Source organism: Bifidobacterium leontopitheci (assembly GCF_009193355.1).
Lineage (GTDB): Bacteria > Actinomycetota > Actinomycetes > Actinomycetales > Bifidobacteriaceae > Bifidobacterium > Bifidobacterium leontopitheci.
In genome coordinates this window covers 1-21472 of the sequence record NZ_WBVT01000022.1, presented here as the reverse complement: position 1 = coordinate 21472, position 21472 = coordinate 1, and the positions used below count along the sequence as shown (strand labels likewise).

The following is a 21472-nucleotide window of genomic DNA, read 5'->3' as shown; positions in this document are numbered from 1 at the left end:
CGTCCTTGGCCCCCTCGGTGGAGGGCCGAGCCGTGAAGCAAACAGCGGAGCTGTTTGTAGGTGAGGTGCGAGCGACAGCGAGCCAGTATTAGTCTGCCGAAGGCAGTCCTTAATTGCAGGACGCTGTTTCCCCAGCCGGCTGTCCCCGTCCCTTGGCCCCCTCGGTGGAGGGGGCTGTCGGCGGAGCCGACTGGGGGGAGCGTCACTCCTTCAAGAATTCTCGCCCCCGCCCGCGTCAGCGCCTTTTCCTATGCTGGGAGCCATGTCTGAAACCCCTGTAGCATTCATGATTGCCACGTTCGTCGTGCTGATCGCGTTCTTCATAGTCGACCTGTTCGTCATCGGCCGCAAGCCGCATGTGCCCAGCACCAAGGAGTGCGTGCAGCACATCGCGTTCTTCGTGGTGATGGCGCTCATCTTCGGTGCGCTGGTCTGGACGTTCGCCGGCTCGAAGCCCGCCATCGAGTTCTATTCCGGATGGCTGACCGAATACTCGCTGAGCATCGACAACCTGTTCGTGTTCGTCATCATCATGTCGAATTTCGCCGTGCCGAAGATGCTGCAGAAGTATGTGCTGAGCGTGGGCATCACCGTGGCGCTGATTCTGCGCGGCTGCTTCATCCTGGTCGGCGCCGCCATCATCCAGCGGTTCACGTGGGTGTTCTTCCTGTTCGGCGCGTTCCTCATCGTCACCGCCATCAAGCTGGTCGCCGGCGGCGATGATGACGAGGAGTATCACGAGAACGGTCTCATCCGCGCGCTGCGCAAGGTGATCCGCATCACCGACGAATACGACGGCGAGCGTCTGCGTACGGAGCGTGACGGCGTGCGCTACTTCACCCCCATGCTCATCGTGTTCCTCACCATCGGCACCACCGACGTCATGTTCGCGTTCGACTCCATTCCCGCCATCTTCGGCCTGACGAAGGACCCGTTCATCGTCTTTACATCGAATGTTTTCGCATTGTTGGGATTGCAGCAGCTGTACTTCCTGCTGGGTGCGCTGCTCGACAAGCTCGTCTATCTGCCGGTCGGTCTGGCGTTCGTCCTCGGCTTCATCGGCGTCAAGCTCGTCATGGAGGCGCTCAGCGGCAACTCGCTGCCGTTCATCAACGGCGGACGGCCTGTCGAGTGGGTTCCCGAGGTGCCGACCTGGCTGTCCTTGGTGGTCATCGTCGTGGCGATCGGCTCCGCCGCCATCGCCAGCGTGGTGAAGATGAAGGCCGTCGAGGCGAAGCAGTCAAAGTGACGTCGTCCGGTGCGGCAAATATACTGTGAGCGTTCACAACACGCCCGGGAAAAAGGTGGCCTACCGCACCAAAAGCTAGTACACTATCCCGTGGCAGTGGGAGTCGGAAGACTTCTTCACGAACAGATAAACCAATACAGAATAGGCAGGCACTCATGCGTAAAGCCAAGATCGTAGACACCATCGGTCCCGCGACCCAGTCACTCGAAGGCATCACCAAGCTCGTCGAGGCGGGCATGGACGTCGCTCGTCTGAACCGCTCCCACGGTACGCCCGAGGATCACCTCAAGGTGTACAACAACGTGCGCGCCGCCTCCAAGGCGACCGGCCGCAACGTGGCCGCGATGGTCGACCTTCAGGGCCCGAAGATCCGCTGCGGCTGGTTCAAGAAGAACGCCGAGGGCGAGGATAAGGTCCAGCTTGAGGAAGGCCAGGAGTTCATCATCACCACCGACGATGTCGAGGGCGACGAGCACATCACCTCCACCACGTTCAAGGGCCTGCCCGGCGATTGCCACCCCGGCGACCCGATCCTGATCGACGACGGCAAGGTCCGCCTCGAGGTCACCAAGGTCGAGGGCAACAACGTGTACACCAAGGTCGTCGTCGCCGGCCCGGTCTCCTCCCACAAGGGCATCAACCTGCCGGGCGTGGCCGTGAGCCTGCCCGCGCTGACCGCCAAGGATGAGGAGGACCTGCGCTGGGCCATCCGCACCGGCGCCGACATCATCGCCATGTCCTTCGTGCGTTTCGCCACCGACATCGACCGCGCCCACGAGATCATGGACGAGGAAGGCCGCCGCATCCCGATCGTCGCCAAGATCGAGAAGCCGCAGGCTCTGGAGAACCTCGAGGACATCGTCAAGACCTTCGATGGCGTCATGGCCGCCCGTGGCGACATGGCCGTCGAGTGCCCGCTGGAAGAGGTCCCGCTGGCCACCAAGCGCATCATCGAGCTGGCCCGCCAGTACGCCAAGCCGGTCATCGTGGCCACCGAGGTCCTCGGCTCCATGGTCCACTCCCCGGTTCCGTCCCGCGCTGAGGCCTCCGACTGCGCCAACGCCGTCCTCGACGGCGCCGACGCCACCATGACCTCCAACGAGACCGCCGTCGGCGAGTACCCGACCGAGACCGTGGCCACCATGAGCCGCATCTCCGGCTTCGCCACCGAGCACGGCTTCGACCGCATCCCGGAGCTCAAGAACCTCGACATGTCCAGCACCGGCGCCGTCTCCTCCGCCGCCGTCGACCTGGCCGAGAAGCTCAACGCCAAGGCCATCGTCGCCTACACGCAGACCGGCAACACCGTGCACCGCGTGTCCCGCGAGCGTCCGGCCGCCCCGATCTACGGCCTGACCAACAACGAGCACACCTACCACTGGCTGGCTCTGTCCTGGGGTACCGAGGCGTTCCTCCTCAACGAGGACTACCACGACAAGTCCCGCAAGGACCTCATGGCCTTCACCGACAAGGTCCTCAAGGACGCCGGCAAGGTCTCCGACGGCGACAAGATCGTCGTGCTGAGCTCCGCTCAGGGCGAGCACGCCGCCGGCAGCACCGACACCATCTACGTGCACACCGTCGGCTCCAACGACTGATCTGCACGATGACCCCGCCGGCATGACATCCGGCTGGCGTCGGTTATGGCGAAGGGCTTCCGCTCCATTCGTGGGGCGGAAGCCCTTCATCATATCTCAGCATCCCTGCCCCCTCGGTGGAGGGGCAGGGTCTCGGCGGCGGCACGACGAGTATGGTGCGGGATCCCTGCCCCCTCGGTGGAGGGGGCTGTCAGCGACAGCTGACTGGGGGAGCGCCACACCCGCCTTGCGGCAGAGTCGGTCATCAGCCCTTGATGCTCTTCAGCAGACCGTTGTTGAGCCGCAGAATCGCGATGATGGTCTTGGCGTCGACGATCGTGCCGTTGATGATCAGCCGCACGGCCTCCTCCGGCGTAAACAGACGTACGTCCGAACGCGGCGACTCAGGACCGATGACCGCACGCTCCACCTGACTCAGCGACGTGGCGAGGAACAGGGACGTGTACTGCGAAGAGAAGCTCGGCTCGTCGATGAAACGGGTGAACTGGACCAGCTCCTTCGCCTCATAGCCGGCCTCCTCGCGCAGCTTGCGCTCCGCTACCTCGGACGGGCGCTCTGTCGGCGTGGCTGGATGGCCGCCGGGAATCTCCAGCGTCCACCGGTGCGTCGGAATGCGATACTGTTCGACCAATGGCACCATGCCGTCGTCGGTGACCGCCAGCACGCCGACGGTGTCGCCGTTGTTGCCATGCAGCACATACCGGTCGAACGTGCCGGATGCTGCGGATTCCAGATTGACGTGATCGATGTTGAAGTAATGGCTGTTGAAGATTTCCTTGCGCCCGTTCTCCTTCACCGGCGAAGGGCGCCACGGATCGAACGGCCTATAGGTTTCATTGCCCATAATCGTTGCCCCCTTATACTTGGCTACATCTTCATTGTATGAGCGCACGGGGTGAAATCACAGAAGCGGCACGCACATTTACGCACAGAGCAGCATGTGAGGCTTTTCGTATTCGTCACCGATTGCGTTTGCAAGCGATGCGGAGCCGCAGCGAGACGGTAGTTGGTCTGCCACGGGCTGACTGGGGAAGGCGGCTGGCTGTTCGTCATGTGCCGAATATGACGTGCCGTATGTGATGGTCGGGTAGGTCATGTGGGTCCCGCTGCCGTCGCGCCCGCCCTGTGATTGGTACGCGGCGTCAAAAAACGAGGGGAATCGGCTCGCGTCCCATCGGCCATTGGTACGTGAGACGATGTGAGCGATTACGGGGTGTCTTGTCCCACGAAATCGTAGGACGCGGGCTCAATAACACCGGTTTTCCACCTCGCGTCCCAATGCCCAATGGTACGCGAGACGAAAAACAGCCGATTCACGCTCGCGTCCCAACAGCTCATGATGTGCGGAAGTCTGTCCGGCCCATGTGCGGATGCAACCGCCGGCTGAAACGCGTCAAACCTGCGGTAGTGATGACCGTCGCCGGGACTATCGTCGAATGCGGACAATGATTCGCCGCCGATACGCGCAAAAGGCAGCGGTTCTCATTGCAAGTAATGTCAAGTGCCGGTGCAGGCTCGGGCCGGCACGCCTCGGGCCCGCTCCTCATGATGACGGTGCGGGTGATGTGCTCCATTCCGTTATGGTCTCGAAGACCGTCGCGCGACACGCTAGCCCATTGTCGCCGATGTCTGTTATTCTTTTCCCTTTGTACGCCCCCGTATCCCAATTGGTAGAGGAAGCAGCCTCAAAATCTGCGCAGTGTGGGTTCGAGTCCCACCGGGGGCACCCGATGTTCGGCGGGGACGTGCCTGCCGTCTCTTCTTCCGGATAATCCTCAATAAGCCGTATTGGCAAGCTGTAGCCCGGTGTCATCCTGTGCATTTCACGTGCGTACTGTGAGGAAACCTTGTGTATGTGCGCTTGCGTCACCGCGTTCTGCTGTTATCGTTATACTGATATCCGTATTAAACGTCACTGCGATGTGAAAAGAGGGTGTAAGCATGGCGGCAACAAACAAGACCCCTGAAACCGAAGGACAGGTTGAGGAGGTGCTTTCCGCGGACGAGCTGAAGGCCGTCTCCGAAGGTGAGCCGGTGGAGAGCGCCATTCATAAGAAGCGCACCGTCGTGGTCGCCGAGGATGAGTCGGTGAACCGCATGGATCTCGTTGCGATGCTTGAGGACAACGGCTACAACGTCGTCGGCGAGGCCGCCAACGGCGAGGAGGCTGTGGAACTCACGCGCAAGTACCGTCCCGACGTGGTATGCATGGATGTGAAGATGCCCCGCATGGACGGCATCGCCGCCGCCGGGATCATCTGCGACGAGAACATCGCCCCTGTGGTGATGCTCACCGCGTTCTCCCAGCCTGACCTTGTCAAGCAGGCGACCGGCGCCGGCGCGATGGCGTACGTCACCAAGCCGTACGAGGAGTCCAAGCTTCTGCCGGCACTCGAGGTCGCGATGGGCCGCTTCTCCGAGATCAACGACCTGCTCGACAACGTCGAGGCCACCGAGACCAAGCTCAAGGAGGCCGAGGAGCAGATTCACAAGATGGAGGAGCGCGTCAAGAAGGCCGAGGACACGCTTGAGGAGCGCAAGCTCGTCGACCGTGCGAAGGGCCTGCTGATGGACAAGGCGGACTTCTCCGAGCAGGGTGCGTTCCGTTGGATCCAGAAGACCTCCATGGACCAGCGCATCCCGAAGAAGCGCCTCGCCATGGCGATCATCTCCAAGTACGGCGATCCGAAGCCCGCCCCCACTGCGGAAGCAGGCGAATGACAGGCGCGGCGCAGCAAGCCGCAACGACAACGACGCGTGGAACGCTGCTGGTGGTCGATGGCCACTCGCTGGCGTTCCGCGCGTTTTTCGCGTTGCCGGCAGAGAATTTCAGCACGAAGGACGGCCGTGCCACCAACGCGGTCTGGGGTTTCGCCACGATGCTGTCGCAGGTGCTTGACAGCGAGAAGCCGGACCATCTGGCCGTCGCCTTCGACATGAAGGGCGGCACGTTCCGCAACCAGATGCTGCCCCAGTACAAGGGCACGCGCGAGGCGGCGCCGCAGGAGCTGCTCGACCAGCTGCCTGTCATCCAGAAGATGCTGGCCGACCTGGGCGTCACCTACATCGAAAAACAGGGTTTCGAAGGCGACGACATCATCGCCACCCTGGCCACCATGGGCGAGCAGGCAGGCTATGACACGCTCGTGCTGTCCGGCGACCGCGACGCCTTCCAGCTCATCACCGACCGCGTCACCGTGCTGTACCCCGGCCACCATTTCAAGGACCTCAAGCACATGACCCCGCAGGCGGTCGAGGAGAAGTACCATGTCTCGCCGTCGCAGTACCCGGACCTTGCGGCGCTGCGCGGCGAGACCGCCGACAACATTCCCGGCGTGCCCGGCGTGGGCGACGGCTTCGCGGCGAAGTGGATCAACCAGTTCGGCGGCCTTGAGAGCATCATCGAACACGCCGACGAAATCAAAGGCAAGAAGGGCGAGGCGCTTCGCGAGAGCATCGATCAGGTCCGGCTCAACCGCAAGGTCAACGCGCTGCTGCGCGACGTCGACCTTGGTGTCGACGTCGACGATCTGACGTTCGGCGGCGCCGGCATCGACGTCGACGCGATCGACAAGCTGTTCACCGACCTGGAGTTCGGCGTAAGAACAAAGTCGAAGGTGCTCAAGTCGTTCAACGGCGGCGCCCGGCCTGCCGCAAGCCGTGCGGCCGGGGCCGACGCTGCCGGCAAGGAAGACGACGACCGCGCGCTCACGCTGCCCGCGCTCGCCGACGACGTCCATGACGCGGCCCGGCTTGCTGCATGGCTGGATGCGCTCATGCCTGCGCGATCCGGCAAGCCATCTGCCGACACCGCGACGGCATCCGATACGTCGGCCGACGCTGAGGATACGGTCCTCGCCGACCGTGTGCGCGCCGCGGCCGTGTTGGACGTGACCGGCTGCGCGAAGCCGGGACGCGCCCGGTGCGACAGCATCGCCCTGTCGGCGGAAGGCCATGCGGCCATGTTCGCCGTTCCGACGGCCGATGACGGTGCCGAAGATAGCGGCGTCAAAGATAACGACGCCGCACATCACGGTCTGCAGACGATACTGGACCGTTACGCCGGACGCATCATCGTCCACGGCTACAAGGAGCAGCTGCACATGCTCGCCGCGGCGGGGCTGACCTTGCCGGAGCCGCTGTTCGACACCAAGCTCGCCGGTTATCTGATCGACCCGGACTTCCACGCGGAATCGGTCGAGCAGGCCGCCGAGCATTTCCTCGACATCCGCCAGGACGATGATGAGGAACCCAGCCAAGGACAGCTCGACTTCGACGTGGATGATGACGGCGCAGACGCAGCGGCATCACAGGATGCCGGCAAGACGGACGAAAGCCGCGAACTCACCCAGCTTGCCATGATCCGCGCGCTTGCCGACCACCTGGCGCCGGCATTGGACGGCAACCATCAGTCGAAGCTGCTGCGGAGCATCGAACTGCCGGTGTCGCGCGTGCTCGGCGGCATGGAGCGCGCCGGCGCGAGCGTCGACATGATGCGCCTGACCGCCATGCGCGACCAGTTCGCCACGGACGCCCGCGAAGCGCAGGAGACCGCCTGGCGGTATGCGGGCAGCCGCATCAACCTGCAGAGCCCCAAGCAGCTGCAGAAGGTCCTGTTCGAGGACATGGGCCTCAAGCCTACCAAGAAGACGAAATCCGGGTCGTACACGACCAACGCCTCCGCCTTGCAGGACCTGGCGTTGCGCACCGTGGACGACGAGCGGGCCAACGGGTTCCTCACCGCGCTGCTGCGCCACCGCGAGACCAACAAGCTCAAGCAGATCGTGCAGACCCTCATCGATGCGGTCAACCCGCAGGACGGTCGCATCCACACGACGTTCGAGCAGACGGTCGCCGCCACCGGACGTCTTAGCTCGGTCGACCCGAACCTGCAGAACATCCCCAACCGCAACGCCGAAGGCCGTGAGATCCGTTCGGCGTTCGTGCCAGGCGACGGCTACGAGTCGCTGCTCAGCTGCGACTATTCGCAGGTCGAGCTGCGCATCATGGCCGACCTGTCCGGCGACGAGGCGCTGATCGAGGCGTTCCGTTCCGGCGCCGACTTCCACAAGTACGTGGCCAGCCTGGTCTACGGGGTCCCCGTCGAAGAGATCACGCCGGACCAGCGCACGCACGTGAAGGCGATGAGCTACGGTCTTGCTTACGGCCTGAGCACGTACGGTCTGGCGCAGCAGCTGAAGATCCGTCCCGGCGAGGCGGAGAAGCTGAAGAGCCAGTATTTCGCGACGTTCGGCAAGGTGCATGACTATCTCGAGTCGCTGGTGGCGGACGCGCGGCGCGACGGCTACACGGAGACGATGTTCGGCCGCCGACGGTACTTCCCGGGGCTCAAGTCCACGAACCGCAACATCCGCGACGCCGCCGAACGCGGGGCGCTCAACGCGCCGATCCAGGGTTCGGCCGCCGACATCATGAAGATCGCGATGGTCCGGGCCGGCGACGCGCTCGCCAAAGCGGGGCTCGCCAGCCGGATCATCCTGCAGATCCACGACGAACTCGTCGTGGAGGTCGCTCACGGCGAGGCCGAACAGGTGACGCAGCTGGTGCGCGACGCCATGGAGCATGCGGTCGACCTGGCCGTGCCGCTCGACGTGTCCACCGGCCTCGGCTCCGACTGGCAGCTCGCCGCCCACTGAGACCGCCCGCCCTCGGCCCCCTCGGTGGAGGGGCTGAGGGCGGTAGCTGACTGGGGGAGCGCCACGCCGTCCACAATCGGATTCATGAACAAGCAAGGAGCAATGACATGGCAACACTCAAACAGGTCGTCGACGTTCTGGAGACCCTGTACCCGCTGCGATATGCGGAATCCTGGGATGCGCCCGGCCTGATCGCCGGACGTCTCAGCCTGCAGGTGACGCGCATCGTGTTCGCTGTGGACCCGACGCGGGCCGTGATCGCCAAGGCGACCGACGAGCCGGGCACGCTGCTCGTATGCCATCATCCGCTCCTGTTCCGCTCCGTGCACGCCGTCTCCGGACTGGACGTGCACGGGGCGATCGTCGGTAAGCTTTACGAGTCCGGCTGCGCCCTGTGGGTGGGCCACACGAACGCCGACAGTGCGTACCGCGGCGTCGGCCAGGCTGCGGCGGACGCGTTCGGCCTGACGAACCAACGGCCGCTGGTGCCGATCGACGACCTGGCCGCGAGCCACGCCGTCGGCTTGGGCAGGATCGGCGAGCTTGCCGAACCGGTGACATTGGAGGCGTTCGCCCGAGCCGTCGCGGCCGTGCTGCCGCACACCGAACTCGGCGTGCAGGTGGCCGGCGACCTGACGGCACCGGTGCGGACCGTCGCCGTGCTGCCGGGTTCCGGCGATTCGTTGTTCGACGAGGTGCGCGCCAGCGGCGTCGACGTCTACGTGACCAGCGACCTGCGGCATCATCCGGCCACCGACGCCATCGAACAGGCGCGATACGAGGCGGCGCTGCGCAAGCAGGGCATCGCGGCCGGATCCGCGGCGGGTGACGTGCTGACACCGCTCGCCGCCCGTCCCGCACTCATCAACACGCCGCATTCGGCCATCGAGTCGCTGTGGTTCCGCTACGCGCCGCAGGATATCGCCGACGCGGTCGAGCAGGCCACGGGCGAACGTCTGGAGACGCATCTCCTCACCATGAACACCGACCCCTGGACCCTCACCATCCCCAACTGACCGTCTCATGCGCAGGAGCGAGCCGTGAGCGCTGAACCGCTACCCTTGGCCCCCTCGGTGGAGGGCCGAGCCGTCAAGCAAACGCCGGAGGCGTTTGTAGGCGAGGAGCGAGCGACAGCAAGCCAACATTGAGTCGGCCGAAGGCCGTCCTTGATTGCAGGACGCTGGCAGCCGTAGGCTGACTGGGGGAGCGTCACCCGCTTTTCTCAATCTGACGTCGGGGTTGTCTGTAGCGCCTGTCTACCCCTCAGTCAGCTTCGCTGACAGCTCCCCTCACAAGGGGAGCCAAGAGTGGGTAATACCCCGCACCGCACCCACCACCACCTACGAAACGAAAGGAAGCCACATGCCAGCCACCAACCCGCATCAATCCGCAACCCGCGCTGCCATAACCGCCGAAGTCGACGCGCTGCTCGACCGTTCCTGCGACGGCATCGTCATGGACGGCCCGGCCGACAGGACGGTGAGCGTGCTCACCCGCGAGACCGTGTACCGCGGCGCCGTGTTCACCGTCGAGGACATGCGCCTCGCCCTTCCCGGCGCCGACGGCAAAACCACCGAAGTACGTCGTCAGGTGTTGCGCCACGCGCCTTGCGTCGTCATGCTCGTGCATGACGAGGCGCGCGACCTGTACCTGCTGGAACGCGAATACCGGGTCGGCTCCGATCTGTTCGCCTACGGGCTGCCGGCCGGGCTCATGGACCCGGGCGAACAGGTCGAGCCCGCCGCGCTGCGCGAACTGGAGGAGGAGACGGGCGTGGCCCCCGCGACGCCCGAGGACGTGACCTTCGACCATGTGGGCGCGTTCTACTCGTCCGAAGGCATGAGCGACGAGCTCGCGAACATCATGGTCCTGCATCTGCGCCGTTGGGTGAGCCGGCCGAAGCATTTCGACCCGGATGAGCACGTCGAATCCGCATGGGTCACCTGGGAGCAGCTCACCGGCGTTCCGGTCACCGCATCCAACTCGGTCATCGCCATCCAGCATGAGACGATCCGTCGTCTGCGCGAGGGCGGCAACGTCTGAAACCTGAGCCGGTCACGGCGTTACCGTTGCGTTCCCACCGTGCCCAAGCTGTGTTCCCGCCGCACCCAAGCCGCTCTCGCGCCCGCTGTTGCGAAATCGTCACGAGGAATTCGCCTTCCGGCGACGCGGCGTGACACGAAAACGCAGATTCACGTGCGATAATCGAAACCATGCAGCAGATTAGACCCGGTTCCATGTATCCGTTGGGTGCCAACTATGACGGTTCAGGCGTGAATTTCGCTCTCTTCTCCCAGGTCGCCGACAAGGTTGAGCTGTGTCTCTTCGACGAGAACGACAAAGAGACGCGCATCGAAATGACCGAACAGAACTCCTACGTGTGGCACAACTACGTGTCCGGCATCCAGCCCGGCCAACGCTACGGGTACCGCGTATACGGCCCGTACAATCCGGCCGCCGGCCTGCGATGCAACCCGAACAAGCTGTTGCTCGACCCGTACGCGAAGGCCATCGAAGGCAACATCGACGGCGACGAGAGCCTGTTCTCCTACTGGTTCAACAATCCCGGCAACGGCGAGATGAACACGCTCGACTCCGCGGACCACACGATGAAATCCGCCGTCGTCAACCCCTACTTCGACTGGGGCAACGACCAGCATCCGAACACGCCGTACCACGATTCGGTCATCTACGAGGCGCACGTGCGCGGCATGACCAACCTCAACAAGGACGTCCCCCCGCAGATCCGAGGCACCTACGCGGGCCTCGCGCACCCGTCCGTCATCGAATACCTCAAGAAGCTCGGCATCACCGCACTCGAGCTCATGCCCATCCACCAGTTCGTCAACGATTCGTTCCTGCAGGAGAAGGGCCTGAGCAACTACTGGGGTTACAACACCATCGGCTTCTTCGCCCCGCACAACGCCTACTCCAGCTCCGGCCAGCGCGGCGAACAGGTCAACGAGTTCAAGGCCATGGTCAAGGCGTACCATCGCGCCGGCATCGAAATCATCCTCGACGTGGTGTACAACCACACCGCCGAAGGAAACCACATGGGCCCCACCCTCAGCTTCAAAGGCATCGACAACCAGGCGTACTACCGTCTGGTCGACGGCGACCCGCGCTACTACTTCGACACCACCGGTACCGGCAACTCGCTGCTCATGCGCTCGCCGCACGCCCTGCAGCTCATCACCGACTCGCTGCGCTACTGGGTCACCGAAATGCACGTCGACGGCTTCCGCTTCGACCTGGCCGCCACGCTCGCCCGCCAGTTCCAAGAGGTCGACAAGCTGTCCGCGTTCTTCGACATCGTCGAACAGGACCCGGTCATCAGCCGCGTCAAGCTCATCGCCGAACCATGGGACCTCGGCTCAGGCGGCTACCAGGTCGGCGGCTTCCCGTCCAGCTGGTCCGAATGGAACGGTCGGTACCGTGACTGCGTGCGCGACTTCTGGCGCTCGCAGCCGTCCACGCTGCCCGAGTTCGCGAGCCGTCTGCTCGGCAGCTCGGACCTGTATCAGCAGAACGGCCGTCGTCCGGTCGCGTCCGTGAACTTCATCACCGCGCACGACGGGTTCACCATGTACGATCTCGTTTCGTACAACAACAAGCACAACGATGCGAACGGCGAGGACAACCGCGACGGCGAAAGCAACAACCGTTCGTGGAACTGCGGCGTGGAGGGGCCGACCACCATCGCCGACGTCAACGAGCTGCGTCAGCGGCAGCTGCGCAACATGTTCTCCACGCTGCTGGTCAGCCAGGGCATTCCGATGATCTGCGGCGGCGACGAAGTGGAACGCACCCAGCAGGGCAACAACAACGCCTACTGCCAGGACAACGAGATCTCCTGGCGCAGCTGGGATTCGACGCCCGAGCAGGAAGGCATGCTGCGGTTCGTCTCCAAGCTGATCAACCTGCGCCTCAACCATCCGGTGCTGCACCGGCGTCGCTTCTTCTCCGGGCGCGAGCCGGGGGAGGACGCGTCGTCGATCCCGCAGGTCGAATGGTTCGACCACACCGGCTCCATCATGGACATGGACGATTGGTCGAACACGCACGCGTTCTCGATGATGGTGTTCCTCAACGGTTCACGCATCCCCGAGGTCGACTGGTACGGCTCGCCGATGGTCGACAATGATTTCATCCTCATCTTCAACGCGCACTACGAGCCGATCATGTTCACGCTGCCGGACGAACGCTACGGGCGCAAGTGGCAGCTGATCATCGACACGTACAACCCGGACGGCCCCGAACTCAGCTACGAGGCCGGGTTCGCGATCACCGCGCAGGCGCGCAGCTTCCTGCTGCTCAAGAGCTCCGACCGTCCCGCGGTTCGCGGCAAGGTGGAACGCAAGTCCCACCTGCTCGCCTAAGGGCTAGACCTTTCGGCCCCCTCTCGGAGTGGGCCGACCGCGTAGCACCGTTCGCCTCGGCCCCCTCTTGGAGGGACCGAAAGCGTAGCGCCATATTGCTCTCGGCCCCCTCGTGGAGGGGGCTGTCAGCGTAGCTGACTGGGGGAGTTCCCCGCAACAGCGGTGCCCCGCCCAACCACCACCACCGACCCTCGTCTGTCAGCGGTCGCTGGCGAGACGGGACTGGATTCTCGTGACCGGTTCCGCCTCGCCGTCATCGTCGCCACGCGACAGCCGGATGATGCCTTCGTCGTCGAGGGCGTCCGGCATCTGCGTCTCGCCCGCCTTCATGGTCTGCAGCATGAGCAGCTGCTCCTGGATGCGGTCCGCCTCGATGGCGGCGATCTGCCGGGAGAACACGATGAACCAGCCGAGGAAGATCAGACCGGCAAGCGCCTCAAGATTCGTCAGCGAGTTATAGCCGAGCAGCGTGCGCACACCGACCGCCACGCACAGGGCGATCATCAGGATCGACACCACGAACATCGCCTTGGGCAGTCGCGGCGCCAGCCAGGGGATCGCCAGCATGAGCACGCCCATGATGACCGTCAGCCCCTGCGCGCACACGTTGTGCATGATCGGATGCGGCGTGTAGCGGAACACGCCGATGCCGATGAACGCGAGGCCGGTCACGGTCAGCAGCACGGAGAGGATGCCGGTGCGCAGCATGAAATGACGGACGTCACGGTCGTCGCCATGGTCGCCGTTCTGTTCGTGCACCTGCCGGCGCAGACGCCGCATGCGTTCGGTGGTGATGAGTTCCGATATCGCGAAGTAGCTGACGATGATGATGCAGGTGCCGGCCAGCATGAGTGTGGAGTTGAACATGCGTGCGGCGAACGTGGTTCGGTCGCCCAGCTGTGAGAAGTTGTTGTGCCACCAGTACGGGTCGTCCGTGGTGAGCCCGGCCGTGCTGACGCCGGCGACCACGAAGAACGGCAGCAGCGACGCCAGCGTCTTCGCATTCATCATCTCCGCCTGGACGAACGTCATGTACCCGGTCACGCCGGCGAACACCGCGCAGACGGGGATGAGGTAGCCGGCGAAGATCGTGGGCCCCATCATCTCGTTGATCGCGGCGAGCAGGGCGAACGACGAGAAGAACACGGTCGCCGCGTAGACGATCGACAGGGCGAACGTCTCGATGAGACGCCTGATCGGCGTGAACCAGCCGCGTTTGAGGTTCCATGAGCGGGAATGACTGGCGTAGCCGGCGCAGAACGATAGGACCGCGCAGCCGGCGATCGCCGCGGCGCAGGCCATGAACTTGCGTTGCGTCACCTGCCAGATTGCGGGGGCGAAGTGCAGGTACAGCGCGATCGCGGCGGAGCCCAATCCCGCGCAGACCAGGAACGAGACCAGTCCCATGGTCTCCGCGCGCTGATGACGTCCCATAGTGCCTCGCTTTCGTCCCTTGGTGGTGTGGTTGTTCCCCGCACCCCAGTGTAGCCGCCCCTCATCCTCGGCCCCCACGTGGAGGGGGCTGGTTCGGCGAATGCCGAGACTGGGGGAGCGTCACTCCCTTCGCGACAGTCCCGTCCCTCGCCCCCTCGGTGGAGGGGGCTGTCAGCGCAGCTGACTGGGGGAGCGTCACCCGCTAAGGTAATCTCCGCGCCATGCCGTTGACACGCAGCACAACTCGTATGGTATACTGTTCTCTTGTGCCTGCACGAGCAAGCACAGACGGGCTGTAGCGCAGTTTGGTAGCGCGCCTGCTTTGGGAGCAGGATGTCGCAGGTTCAAATCCTGTCAGCCCGACCGGTAAGCCCTACTCCCGACTGGGATGCAGAGACTCTTCTTTCTGCCCCAAGGTCGTCCGTTAACACAGTTCTAGCGTTAACGGATCGGATGAATCTGCTAACATTTTCTGCTCACACCGTGCGGCACTCGCAATCCCAATGATCCCAAGGGGTTTGGGTATGATTGAGTGCATGTCCACGAGTATTGACATCTATCCGACGACGAATTACATCCCTTTGGTCGAAGAGACGAGACAACGTACTCAAGAGCTGTATCAGCAATTGCTGGACAGCCATGGCATCGACAGCACCGTAGAGGTGAAGGCGCTTCATCCATTCAGGGATGGCGAAGAAATCCGGTACATAGATCCTACGGTACGATGGGACTTGCACTTGGGTGTCACTTTTGCGTATTGGGTCAATGGAACGTGGGCGGCGAGCTCATGGCCGTGCATGTTCGAACGCGAACGTGTCACGCATTTCGAGGTGGAAGACTACGAACAGCTTGGCCCGGAATACGGTTACCCGGCTTCCATGTTGGGAGAACTGATTCCTGTAGAGGACGAGTTCGACATACAGCTTTCCCCGGAGGAAATCAAGTTGGTGAACTCACAGGATCACTGCTGGTCCGACGAGCGCAATATGGGCGGGCACGCCGTCTCTTCCATCGGATACGGGTTCGTAGCTGCCGCCTTAGCGGAAGAAACGGCGGGCCGCATATCATCCGTTGATTGTGCTCTGCCCGAAGGGCATAGTGGAGAGACCGCTGAGCAGTTCCTCACATGGTGGGGCGACTCGCAGCTCAGCTTCTACGGCACAAGGCGCTTCCAATAGCAAAGTCATATGATGCCGGCACCTATGAGATTGGATTCATGACAGAATATCGGCTCTGCCTTCCGCAGCAGGCCTCGGTTGCCCCATGAACGGATCTCGCTGGCGGGTAATCGTAGTCGGCCTTCGCGCACTCCGCGCTCGGATCAACAGCCGCCCCTGACCTCGCTGCCGATCAGACACGGTACGGCGGCTCACCCGTTCGACGCGACCCGCGCACGTCCCATATCATTCTTCCTGCATTGCCCCACACCGCTCCTCCGCAATTCAGGCACGCGCCGAACGTAATGCGCGGACCGGCCGGGATGACTGCCTTGTGGATCCACTCGACGATGTCCTCGTACTCACCAAACGCATCACTGCAGACCAGCAACGGATCCATATCAGTGAACGTCAAGCTCGCCGCTCCAATCACCGTGGCGTGAGGGTCCGCCGCAAGTACATCCCAGCCGACTACGTGGGCCTGACCAGCCTCGGCGTGAGCATCCTGCTCGGCGTCATCGCCATCGCCGTCACCGACGGCTTCCACGGCTACGGATGGGGCATCGTCCTCACCGGCGTGGTCGGCGTCGCGCAAACCGTCTACACGCTCGTCAATCAGGCGTTCAGCGGCAAACTGAGCAAGGATGAAGCCTCAGTATGAGCCAATATTGCCGGCACTCATCGCCTGTTTTGGCGTCGGGTGCCGGCTTTTTTGTATTTACTGAAACATCCCGGGAAGAGGGGCTTTCCGGTTATCGGCTACCAGCGTACGGAGATGCGCTCGGCCACATGCGCATCGGACGGGCCGGCGGTCGCCTCGTCGATGACGGCGATGGCGTAGTCGGCGTAGCTGATGGCGCTCTGGCCGTCTTCGTTCGTGGTGAATTCCTCGCCGGCCCGCACGTATGCACCGGTGCGCGGACCATTGGCTTGGAAATCGGCGGCGGGGGAAACGTACGTCCACTTGATGTCATCGCGCTTGCGCAGTTCGGTGAGGGCCTCGCCCATCGCCGTGGCGAGCGGCACGAACGCGGCCGGGAAGGTGTCCGTCTGGCTCAGCTGCAGCGTGTGCTCCGGGTTGAGGTACAGGCTGCCGGCTCCGCCGACCACGATCAGCCGGGTGTCGGTGCCGGAGAGGATGTCTGCCAGATGCTTCAGGGAGGTGGCGTGCTGCGGCAGGGTGTCCGGCGTCCATGCGCCGAATGCGTCGATGACGACGTCGAAGCTGGCGAGATCGGCCGCGTCCAGATCGAACAGGTTCTTGATGATCGCATGCTGGGCCGTGGTCCTGTTCTCGCCGCGTACGACCGCAGTAACGTCAAGCCCGCGGTTGACGGCCTCCTCGACGATGAGCCGGCCGGCCTTACCGTTGGCGGCGATGACTGCGATGTTCTTGGTCATGATGTGCTCCTTTGATGGATTGTGTTGTTGTCCTGCTGACATGATGCACGATACTGGAGTACAGCCAATAATGGAAGAAGGCACAATAAAGTGCTATAGTAACCAAAAAGGAACTATTGGAGCATTCCAACGGTTACAGGAGGTTGGGTTATGGTCGATGTCAACACACTTCCGGCGTGTCCCGTGGAGACGACGCTTACGCTCATCTCCGACAAATGGAAGGTCCTCATCATCCGTGATCTGCTGGACGGCACTAGGCGTTTTAGCGAGTTACGCCGCTCAATCGGCCATATCTCACAGAAGGTCCTCACCTCGAATCTACGCCAGATGGAAAATGATGGTCTCGTGCACCGCGAGGTCTACGCGGAGGTGCCACCACGTGTGGAATACTCGTTGACTGAAACCGGTCAGAGCCTTAAACCCGTCATCGACGCTATGTGGAACTGGGGCGAAGCATACAAGGCCAAACTAACGGCCGACTGACACGTCCCGATAAAAGAGAACCCCCAGTGCATCACGGCTCAGCCGAAGACCGTCCGGAGAGGCCCATTGGGGGATTTCATGGAATATGATAATGATTCATGAGCCGACAGTCAAACCCAGCACCCGCTTTCCTCTCACAGGCCCCTCGCAAGGGAAGTCCGCAGGAGAGGGCGCTGCGCGCGTGCATCACCGACGAACGGCTCGCATCCTACGATTCCGAAGCACGGCGGCGCTCATGCCCGGCATTGCGACTGTACCTGTGGGATCATGACATGGCCAGCGCCTGCATGGGCGACATCGCCATCCTCGAAGTCGCCCTGCGCAACCACATGGACCAGCAATTGTCACTCATCTCCTTGGAACAGTCCGGCACCGAGGACTGGTACATGGCGGGACTCCGTTTCGACGACCGCACCCAACGCCAGATCCGCGAGGCATGGGGCCATCTCACCGTCCAGCAGAAGAAACGGCACACGCACGGACATCTCGTCGCGGCGTTGACGTTCGGATTCTGGCGCAACCTGCTGGAGAACGGCGGAGCCATCCACGCTCACTGGCCGGACGAGGGCAGCGCCGACTACGAAAACGACCTCTGGCGCAAAGGCATCGTCAAGGCATTCCCAGGCGGGCGCCGACACGCATCGGCTGCGAACGCCAAGTGGACGAGGAACTACGCGCTGAACATCGTCAAGACCGTGCACGCCCTGCGCAACAGGGTCGCCCACCACGAGCCGCTCGTCAACGGCATCCCGCTGCCGGGCGAGAACCGGCGCATCACGTTGGCGGACGCGGTGCAGTCCTGTTTCGGTCTGGCGATGATCCTGGACCGGGATTTGTATGCGTGGCTGATGGACAACAGTAAGATGAAACTCGTGCTCGAACACGAGCCGCAACCCAATGAGTAGGCGACCGCTGCCGTTCTCTTCAACCACCTCTTCGGAGAAGGACGGCATGGCACAGAGAAAGAGCGGTAACAAATTGTTTTGACCGTGTGTCGACACGCCGCGCTATTCCGCCGTTCCGATGCTCAAAGCCAGTAACAAACTGGTAACAATGACCATCACGATTCGCCAATCTGGGTGGTCTCAACAAAGAAACTTAAAAACGGAGAATGGCTTTATTCCAACGGTTCCGAGGTGAGCCAAGACCGCTGGCGTGAGCCAAGAACCCCCGAATCCTAACAGGATGTCGCAGGTTCAAATCCTGTCAGCCCGACCCATAAGCCCTACTCCCGCTTTGGATGGAGGGTCTTTTTATGCCGTTAAATGGCTCTCGAGCGCTGTGAATTCTCAATGACTCTAAATGGCTCAGAAAAGAAAATCCCCGGGGTTTCATGATGTTTCGCATGAGTGACGTTCCGGGGCATTCTCGAGAAGTATAGCCAGCATGAGTCCCGAAAGTCAACACGTTACGCTCGCCGATTTGCAACGATGGTTCTCCATTGAACGCATGGACACCTATATCAATTCCGCGCAAGCCACCGGCTGCGATGCAGTCGATTTGTACGTGTGGAACGGGCGCGTCTCCAAGGCTCTGCTCGAAGACGTCGCGCATGTAGAGGTGCTGCTGCGCAATTTCATGTCCGTTCGTCTCGCCCAAGCATGCGGGCATGACGACTGGTACAAGGATGATGCGAGGTTCCGGTTCAACTCGTCCAAGACGAGACGATTCGAGAACTCTGTTGACGAGATTGAGCGCCAATTGCGTCATGCGGGTAAGCCGGTCACGCCAGGGCGTGTAATTGCCGACATGTCACTCGGGTCGTGGTGCTTCCTACTCTCGTCCAGGCTGGAGCAGACCGTGTGGAGGGCTCTTCGCGACCCCGCGAACGGTGGCATGCCGAATTATCCGTCTTGCAAGCGTGCTGTGTTCGAGAGTCATGTCAAAACAATGGGCGACCTACGTAACCGTCTATCCCATCAGGAGCACATCGTGCTTGATGATCTTGTCTCCGAACAGCGCTATTTGGATGAACAGTGCGCTAATCTCGATTGGATTGCCCGCGTCATCGACCCGAAGGCCGCCGACTGGATTCGTAGCCAATCGCGGGTGACGATGGTACGTGCGCAACGCCCATAATTACCTTCCTCCAACCGTGTTTCGGTACGTCCCAGCCCATGCCACTGCGGCGCAAGAAATTACGGAAATCGGCCCTACTGGCCGTAAATACTGACGCTGGCAGCGTCTCAGCGCAAGAAATTACGGCAGAAGCCTTTGATATCCGTAAATCCTTGCGCTCATCAAACCTCAGCGCAAGGATTTACGGAACGTCGCACCGGTTCGCCGCATGCGAGGCGTCTCTCATCATCGGAGGATGGCTTCCACTCATGGGACAAGCAATCCGGAACCAGTGAATTCGCAACCGCCCACTCCAGGCCGCCCACTCCAGCCCGTCTACTCCACGCGCTGCAGATACCGTGCGGGGACCGTCCTGGTCAGCCATACGCCGTTGACGGAACGGTAGAAGACGTGACCGTCGCGCCGCATCCGCGCGGCGTCGACCAGATAGACCGCCGGATCCCCGTGCCGTCTGCCCACCTTCTTCGCCGTCTGCTCGTCGAGGGAGAGGTGCACGTACAGGCGGCTCTGCGGGAGCAGGCCGTTCGCGTTAATGGAGGCGGTGAAACGCCGGGCGGTGCCGTGATAGAGCATCTGAGGCGGTTCGGTTTCGGGCAGCTCCACGTCCACGGGAATGGAGTGGCCTTGGTTCGCCCGGATCTTCGTCCCGTCCTCGCTGAACGAGTACCGTTGCTTGCTGTCGGTGCGTACGATCTCCTCGAGCATGGCACGGTCAAACGTCGGATACTCCCTGCCGATGCCGGCAATCAGCGCGTCCATGTCCGCCCAGCCGTGCCGGTCCAGCGTGATGCCGACGACCTCCGGCTTGTGCCGCAGAATCAGGCTCATGTACTTACTGATGTGCGTCAGGCGGTCGGGTGCGGCGTCCTGCCTGCCGCGCTGTGCGTCACGTTGCATACCTTGTCTTCCTCACGTTTTCGTCATAAGCCAATACGCTGAACGGTGGGTGGCTACCGGGGAGCGGCCATGCGTCATCGTCGGCTACCGTATGACAGGATTGACCTTGTAATATGACGCTATGGCCTCTTTGCCGATGATATTGTTGCAGGAGGCATTGGCCGGCAGTCCCTGACGCGAATTGCACCAAGGCGCCTCGCGGTGTGTGCGGGCACTGAGCTCGTTGCCGGTCTTGACTGCCAATGCGATGCAGACATCGTCTACAATGCCGCGTTCCGTCCTGTTCAGCGCATCACTGTCGGCGGCAAGGTCGCCGTCACGGATGATGAACATGCCGCGGTGACGAGCATAGAGAGTCTTGCAAACGGGGCCTCCGCGCCATGCCTGAAAGTCGTCGGCGAAGAGAGGACTCCCATGGTGCGCCAGCGACTCTGCTTGCGCGTAGAACGCGAGTTTCTGCAGTTTCATTGTGGTCATCGGTCCGTATCGGCGAAGAATATAAGCCGCCACGTCAATGATGTTCGCCATGATGTCCTCCTTTCCTGAAGCTATATTGTAAGTCATGACTTCAGACAATGGTTGTTCGCGGATCGTGAGCAGAAGCCGTGCCTCGGCAGCTGGCAAGATTCTGCGGGATGGTGCGGTCGCCGGCCGTGAATCCGAGTATGCGCAGGCTTTGGAGATCGCTCAGCAATGGCGTGCGCAGCATGCGGAGCCGACGGAACGTTGCTTCGAGCAGGTGCTGGAGTGCGCTCGCCGGATGCCGGGTTCGGTGTCGACGTATCGTCTGAAGCGAATGATTTCCATCGTCAGGAAGCTGCAGCGGTCCAACGCCCATTTCAAACTTGGCGAACTTGACGATATCGGTGGATGCCGTCTGATTGTCGAGACGAACGATCAGGTTGGCGAAGCCGCGAATTGGCTTGCGGCCAGATTGCCTCTGAAGAACGGCTCGGGCGATAAGGATTACATCGCCAGGCCTCAGAATAGCGGTTATCGTTCACGGCATCTCACCGTGTTTATTTATCTGATGGGTTGAGTGGCGACGCTGACGCTCGCACCATGCGTGGTGTTGTTTGAAAACCTACGCGTGGGAGGGGACTTCAGCGTGTGGCGCGTCGTGCGGCGCGTTTGCGGT

General features: G+C 62.3%; 18 protein-coding genes and 2 tRNA genes. 15 read left to right on the top strand and 5 right to left on the bottom strand.

All coding sequences use genetic code 11. The features are described from left to right. Positions 1 to 262: 262 nt before the first annotated feature. The gene (locus tag F7D09_RS07320; RefSeq protein WP_152234744.1) at positions 263 to 1249 is read left to right on the top strand and encodes a TerC family protein; all 987 of its coding nucleotides are present in this window, start codon (positions 263 to 265) and stop codon (positions 1247 to 1249) included. Positions 1250 to 1404: 155 nt separating this feature from the next. After that, complete coding sequence (gene pyk / locus F7D09_RS07315; RefSeq protein WP_152234743.1) at positions 1405 to 2847, top strand: pyruvate kinase; 1443 nt, start codon at positions 1405 to 1407, stop codon at positions 2845 to 2847. A gap of 244 nt (positions 2848 to 3091) precedes the next feature. Here pyk and F7D09_RS07310 read toward each other — a convergent pair whose 3' ends face one another. After that, a complete protein-coding gene (locus F7D09_RS07310) occupies positions 3092 to 3691 on the bottom strand; it encodes an NUDIX domain-containing protein (RefSeq protein ID WP_152234742.1) in 600 nt (199 codons plus the stop codon). Positions 3692 to 4499: 808 nt separating this feature from the next. Between F7D09_RS07310 and F7D09_RS07305 the strand changes: the two genes are divergently transcribed. The 6 genes from F7D09_RS07305 (at position 4500) to glgX (ending at position 12883) form a co-directional block, all read left to right on the top strand. Beyond that, positions 4500 to 4573: transfer RNA gene (locus F7D09_RS07305), tRNA-Leu, on the top strand. A 215-nt stretch (positions 4574 to 4788) separates the two neighbouring features. Beyond that, a complete protein-coding gene (locus F7D09_RS07300) occupies positions 4789 to 5568 on the top strand; it encodes an ANTAR domain-containing response regulator (protein ID WP_152234741.1) in 780 nt (259 codons plus the stop codon). Further along, on the top strand, positions 5565 to 8504 hold the full coding sequence (gene polA / locus F7D09_RS07295) for a DNA polymerase I (protein ID WP_152234740.1): 2940 nt from the start codon (positions 5565 to 5567) through the stop codon (positions 8502 to 8504). Before F7D09_RS07300 ends, polA begins: the two co-directional genes overlap by 4 nt. A gap of 107 nt (positions 8505 to 8611) precedes the next feature. Further along, the gene (locus tag F7D09_RS07290; RefSeq protein WP_152234739.1) at positions 8612 to 9520 is read left to right on the top strand and encodes a Nif3-like dinuclear metal center hexameric protein; all 909 of its coding nucleotides are present in this window, start codon (positions 8612 to 8614) and stop codon (positions 9518 to 9520) included. 346 nt (positions 9521 to 9866) lie between these two features. Further along, positions 9867 to 10547: an NUDIX hydrolase gene (locus F7D09_RS07285; protein ID WP_152234738.1), complete on the top strand. Its 681-nt coding sequence runs from the start codon at positions 9867 to 9869 to the stop codon at positions 10545 to 10547. Between the two features lie 170 nt (positions 10548 to 10717). Continuing rightward, positions 10718 to 12883: a glycogen debranching protein GlgX gene (gene glgX / locus F7D09_RS07280; protein ID WP_152234737.1), complete on the top strand. Its 2166-nt coding sequence runs from the start codon at positions 10718 to 10720 to the stop codon at positions 12881 to 12883. A gap of 198 nt (positions 12884 to 13081) precedes the next feature. On the opposite strand, the gene F7D09_RS07275 is transcribed toward glgX, so the two are convergent. Next, a complete protein-coding gene (locus tag F7D09_RS07275; protein ID WP_226836074.1) occupies positions 13082 to 14317 on the bottom strand; it encodes a DUF998 domain-containing protein in 1236 nt (411 codons plus the stop codon). A gap of 289 nt (positions 14318 to 14606) precedes the next feature. Here F7D09_RS07275 and F7D09_RS07270 point away from each other — a divergent pair. From F7D09_RS07270 to F7D09_RS07260, 3 genes are all read left to right on the top strand, one after another. Further along, positions 14607 to 14680: transfer RNA gene (locus tag F7D09_RS07270), tRNA-Pro, on the top strand. A 173-nt stretch (positions 14681 to 14853) separates the two neighbouring features. Further along, a complete protein-coding gene (locus F7D09_RS07265) occupies positions 14854 to 15495 on the top strand; it encodes a hypothetical protein (protein WP_152234736.1) in 642 nt (213 codons plus the stop codon). 418 nt (positions 15496 to 15913) lie between these two features. Beyond that, positions 15914 to 16135: a hypothetical protein gene (locus tag F7D09_RS07260; protein ID WP_152234735.1), complete on the top strand. Its 222-nt coding sequence runs from the start codon at positions 15914 to 15916 to the stop codon at positions 16133 to 16135. Positions 16136 to 16233: 98 nt separating this feature from the next. Here the strand turns inward: F7D09_RS07260 and F7D09_RS07255 are convergent, their stop codons facing one another. Further along, complete coding sequence (locus F7D09_RS07255) at positions 16234 to 16875, bottom strand: SDR family oxidoreductase (protein ID WP_152234734.1); 642 nt, start codon at positions 16873 to 16875, stop codon at positions 16234 to 16236. A gap of 150 nt (positions 16876 to 17025) precedes the next feature. Between F7D09_RS07255 and F7D09_RS07250 the strand changes: the two genes are divergently transcribed. The 3 genes from F7D09_RS07250 (at position 17026) to F7D09_RS07240 (ending at position 19437) form a co-directional block, all read left to right on the top strand. Further along, positions 17026 to 17358: a winged helix-turn-helix transcriptional regulator gene (locus F7D09_RS07250; protein ID WP_152234733.1), complete on the top strand. Its 333-nt coding sequence runs from the start codon at positions 17026 to 17028 to the stop codon at positions 17356 to 17358. Between the two features lie 98 nt (positions 17359 to 17456). Further along, a complete protein-coding gene (locus tag F7D09_RS07245) occupies positions 17457 to 18263 on the top strand; it encodes an Abi family protein (protein ID WP_152234732.1) in 807 nt (268 codons plus the stop codon). 481 nt (positions 18264 to 18744) lie between these two features. Then, positions 18745 to 19437, top strand: coding sequence for an Abi family protein (locus tag F7D09_RS07240; RefSeq protein ID WP_152234731.1), 693 nt, complete (start codon positions 18745 to 18747; stop codon positions 19435 to 19437). A 315-nt stretch (positions 19438 to 19752) separates the two neighbouring features. Here F7D09_RS07240 and F7D09_RS07235 read toward each other — a convergent pair whose 3' ends face one another. Together F7D09_RS07235 and F7D09_RS07230 are read right to left on the bottom strand one after the other, a co-directional pair. Further along, positions 19753 to 20334: an RNA 2'-phosphotransferase gene (locus F7D09_RS07235; RefSeq protein ID WP_152234730.1), complete on the bottom strand. Its 582-nt coding sequence runs from the start codon at positions 20332 to 20334 to the stop codon at positions 19753 to 19755. 84 nt (positions 20335 to 20418) lie between these two features. Continuing rightward, the gene (locus F7D09_RS07230; RefSeq protein ID WP_152234729.1) at positions 20419 to 20862 is read right to left on the bottom strand and encodes a Panacea domain-containing protein; all 444 of its coding nucleotides are present in this window, start codon (positions 20860 to 20862) and stop codon (positions 20419 to 20421) included. 34 nt (positions 20863 to 20896) lie between these two features. Between F7D09_RS07230 and F7D09_RS07225 the strand changes: the two genes are divergently transcribed. Then, the gene (locus F7D09_RS07225) at positions 20897 to 21373 is read left to right on the top strand and encodes a RelA/SpoT domain-containing protein (RefSeq protein ID WP_152234728.1); all 477 of its coding nucleotides are present in this window, start codon (positions 20897 to 20899) and stop codon (positions 21371 to 21373) included. The last annotated feature ends 99 nt before the right edge of the window (positions 21374 to 21472 follow it).

What these genes read in the sequence shown, in the direction of transcription:
- F7D09_RS07320 (WP_152234744.1), top strand. Translation starts at nt 263, where the DNA reads ATGTCTGAAACCCCTGTAGCATTCATGATTGCCACGTTCGTCGTGCTG.
- pyk (WP_152234743.1), top strand. Translation starts at nt 1,405, where the DNA reads ATGCGTAAAGCCAAGATCGTAGACACCATCGGTCCCGCGACCCAGTCA.
- F7D09_RS07310 (WP_152234742.1), bottom strand. Translation starts at nt 3,691, where the DNA reads ATGGGCAATGAAACCTATAGGCCGTTCGATCCGTGGCGCCCTTCGCCG.
- F7D09_RS07300 (WP_152234741.1), top strand. Translation starts at nt 4,789, where the DNA reads ATGGCGGCAACAAACAAGACCCCTGAAACCGAAGGACAGGTTGAGGAG.
- polA (WP_152234740.1), top strand. Translation starts at nt 5,565, where the DNA reads ATGACAGGCGCGGCGCAGCAAGCCGCAACGACAACGACGCGTGGAACG.
- F7D09_RS07290 (WP_152234739.1), top strand. Translation starts at nt 8,612, where the DNA reads ATGGCAACACTCAAACAGGTCGTCGACGTTCTGGAGACCCTGTACCCG.
- F7D09_RS07285 (WP_152234738.1), top strand. Translation starts at nt 9,867, where the DNA reads ATGCCAGCCACCAACCCGCATCAATCCGCAACCCGCGCTGCCATAACC.
- glgX (WP_152234737.1), top strand. Translation starts at nt 10,718, where the DNA reads ATGCAGCAGATTAGACCCGGTTCCATGTATCCGTTGGGTGCCAACTAT.
- F7D09_RS07275 (WP_226836074.1), bottom strand. Translation starts at nt 14,317, where the DNA reads ATGGGACGTCATCAGCGCGCGGAGACCATGGGACTGGTCTCGTTCCTG.
- F7D09_RS07265 (WP_152234736.1), top strand. Translation starts at nt 14,854, where the DNA reads ATGTCCACGAGTATTGACATCTATCCGACGACGAATTACATCCCTTTG.
- F7D09_RS07255 (WP_152234734.1), bottom strand. Translation starts at nt 16,875, where the DNA reads ATGACCAAGAACATCGCAGTCATCGCCGCCAACGGTAAGGCCGGCCGG.
- F7D09_RS07250 (WP_152234733.1), top strand. Translation starts at nt 17,026, where the DNA reads ATGGTCGATGTCAACACACTTCCGGCGTGTCCCGTGGAGACGACGCTT.
- F7D09_RS07245 (WP_152234732.1), top strand. Translation starts at nt 17,457, where the DNA reads ATGAGCCGACAGTCAAACCCAGCACCCGCTTTCCTCTCACAGGCCCCT.
- F7D09_RS07240 (WP_152234731.1), top strand. Translation starts at nt 18,745, where the DNA reads ATGAGTCCCGAAAGTCAACACGTTACGCTCGCCGATTTGCAACGATGG.
- F7D09_RS07235 (WP_152234730.1), bottom strand. Translation starts at nt 20,334, where the DNA reads ATGCAACGTGACGCACAGCGCGGCAGGCAGGACGCCGCACCCGACCGC.
- F7D09_RS07230 (WP_152234729.1), bottom strand. Translation starts at nt 20,862, where the DNA reads ATGGCGAACATCATTGACGTGGCGGCTTATATTCTTCGCCGATACGGA.
- F7D09_RS07225 (WP_152234728.1), top strand. Translation starts at nt 20,897, where the DNA reads ATGACTTCAGACAATGGTTGTTCGCGGATCGTGAGCAGAAGCCGTGCC.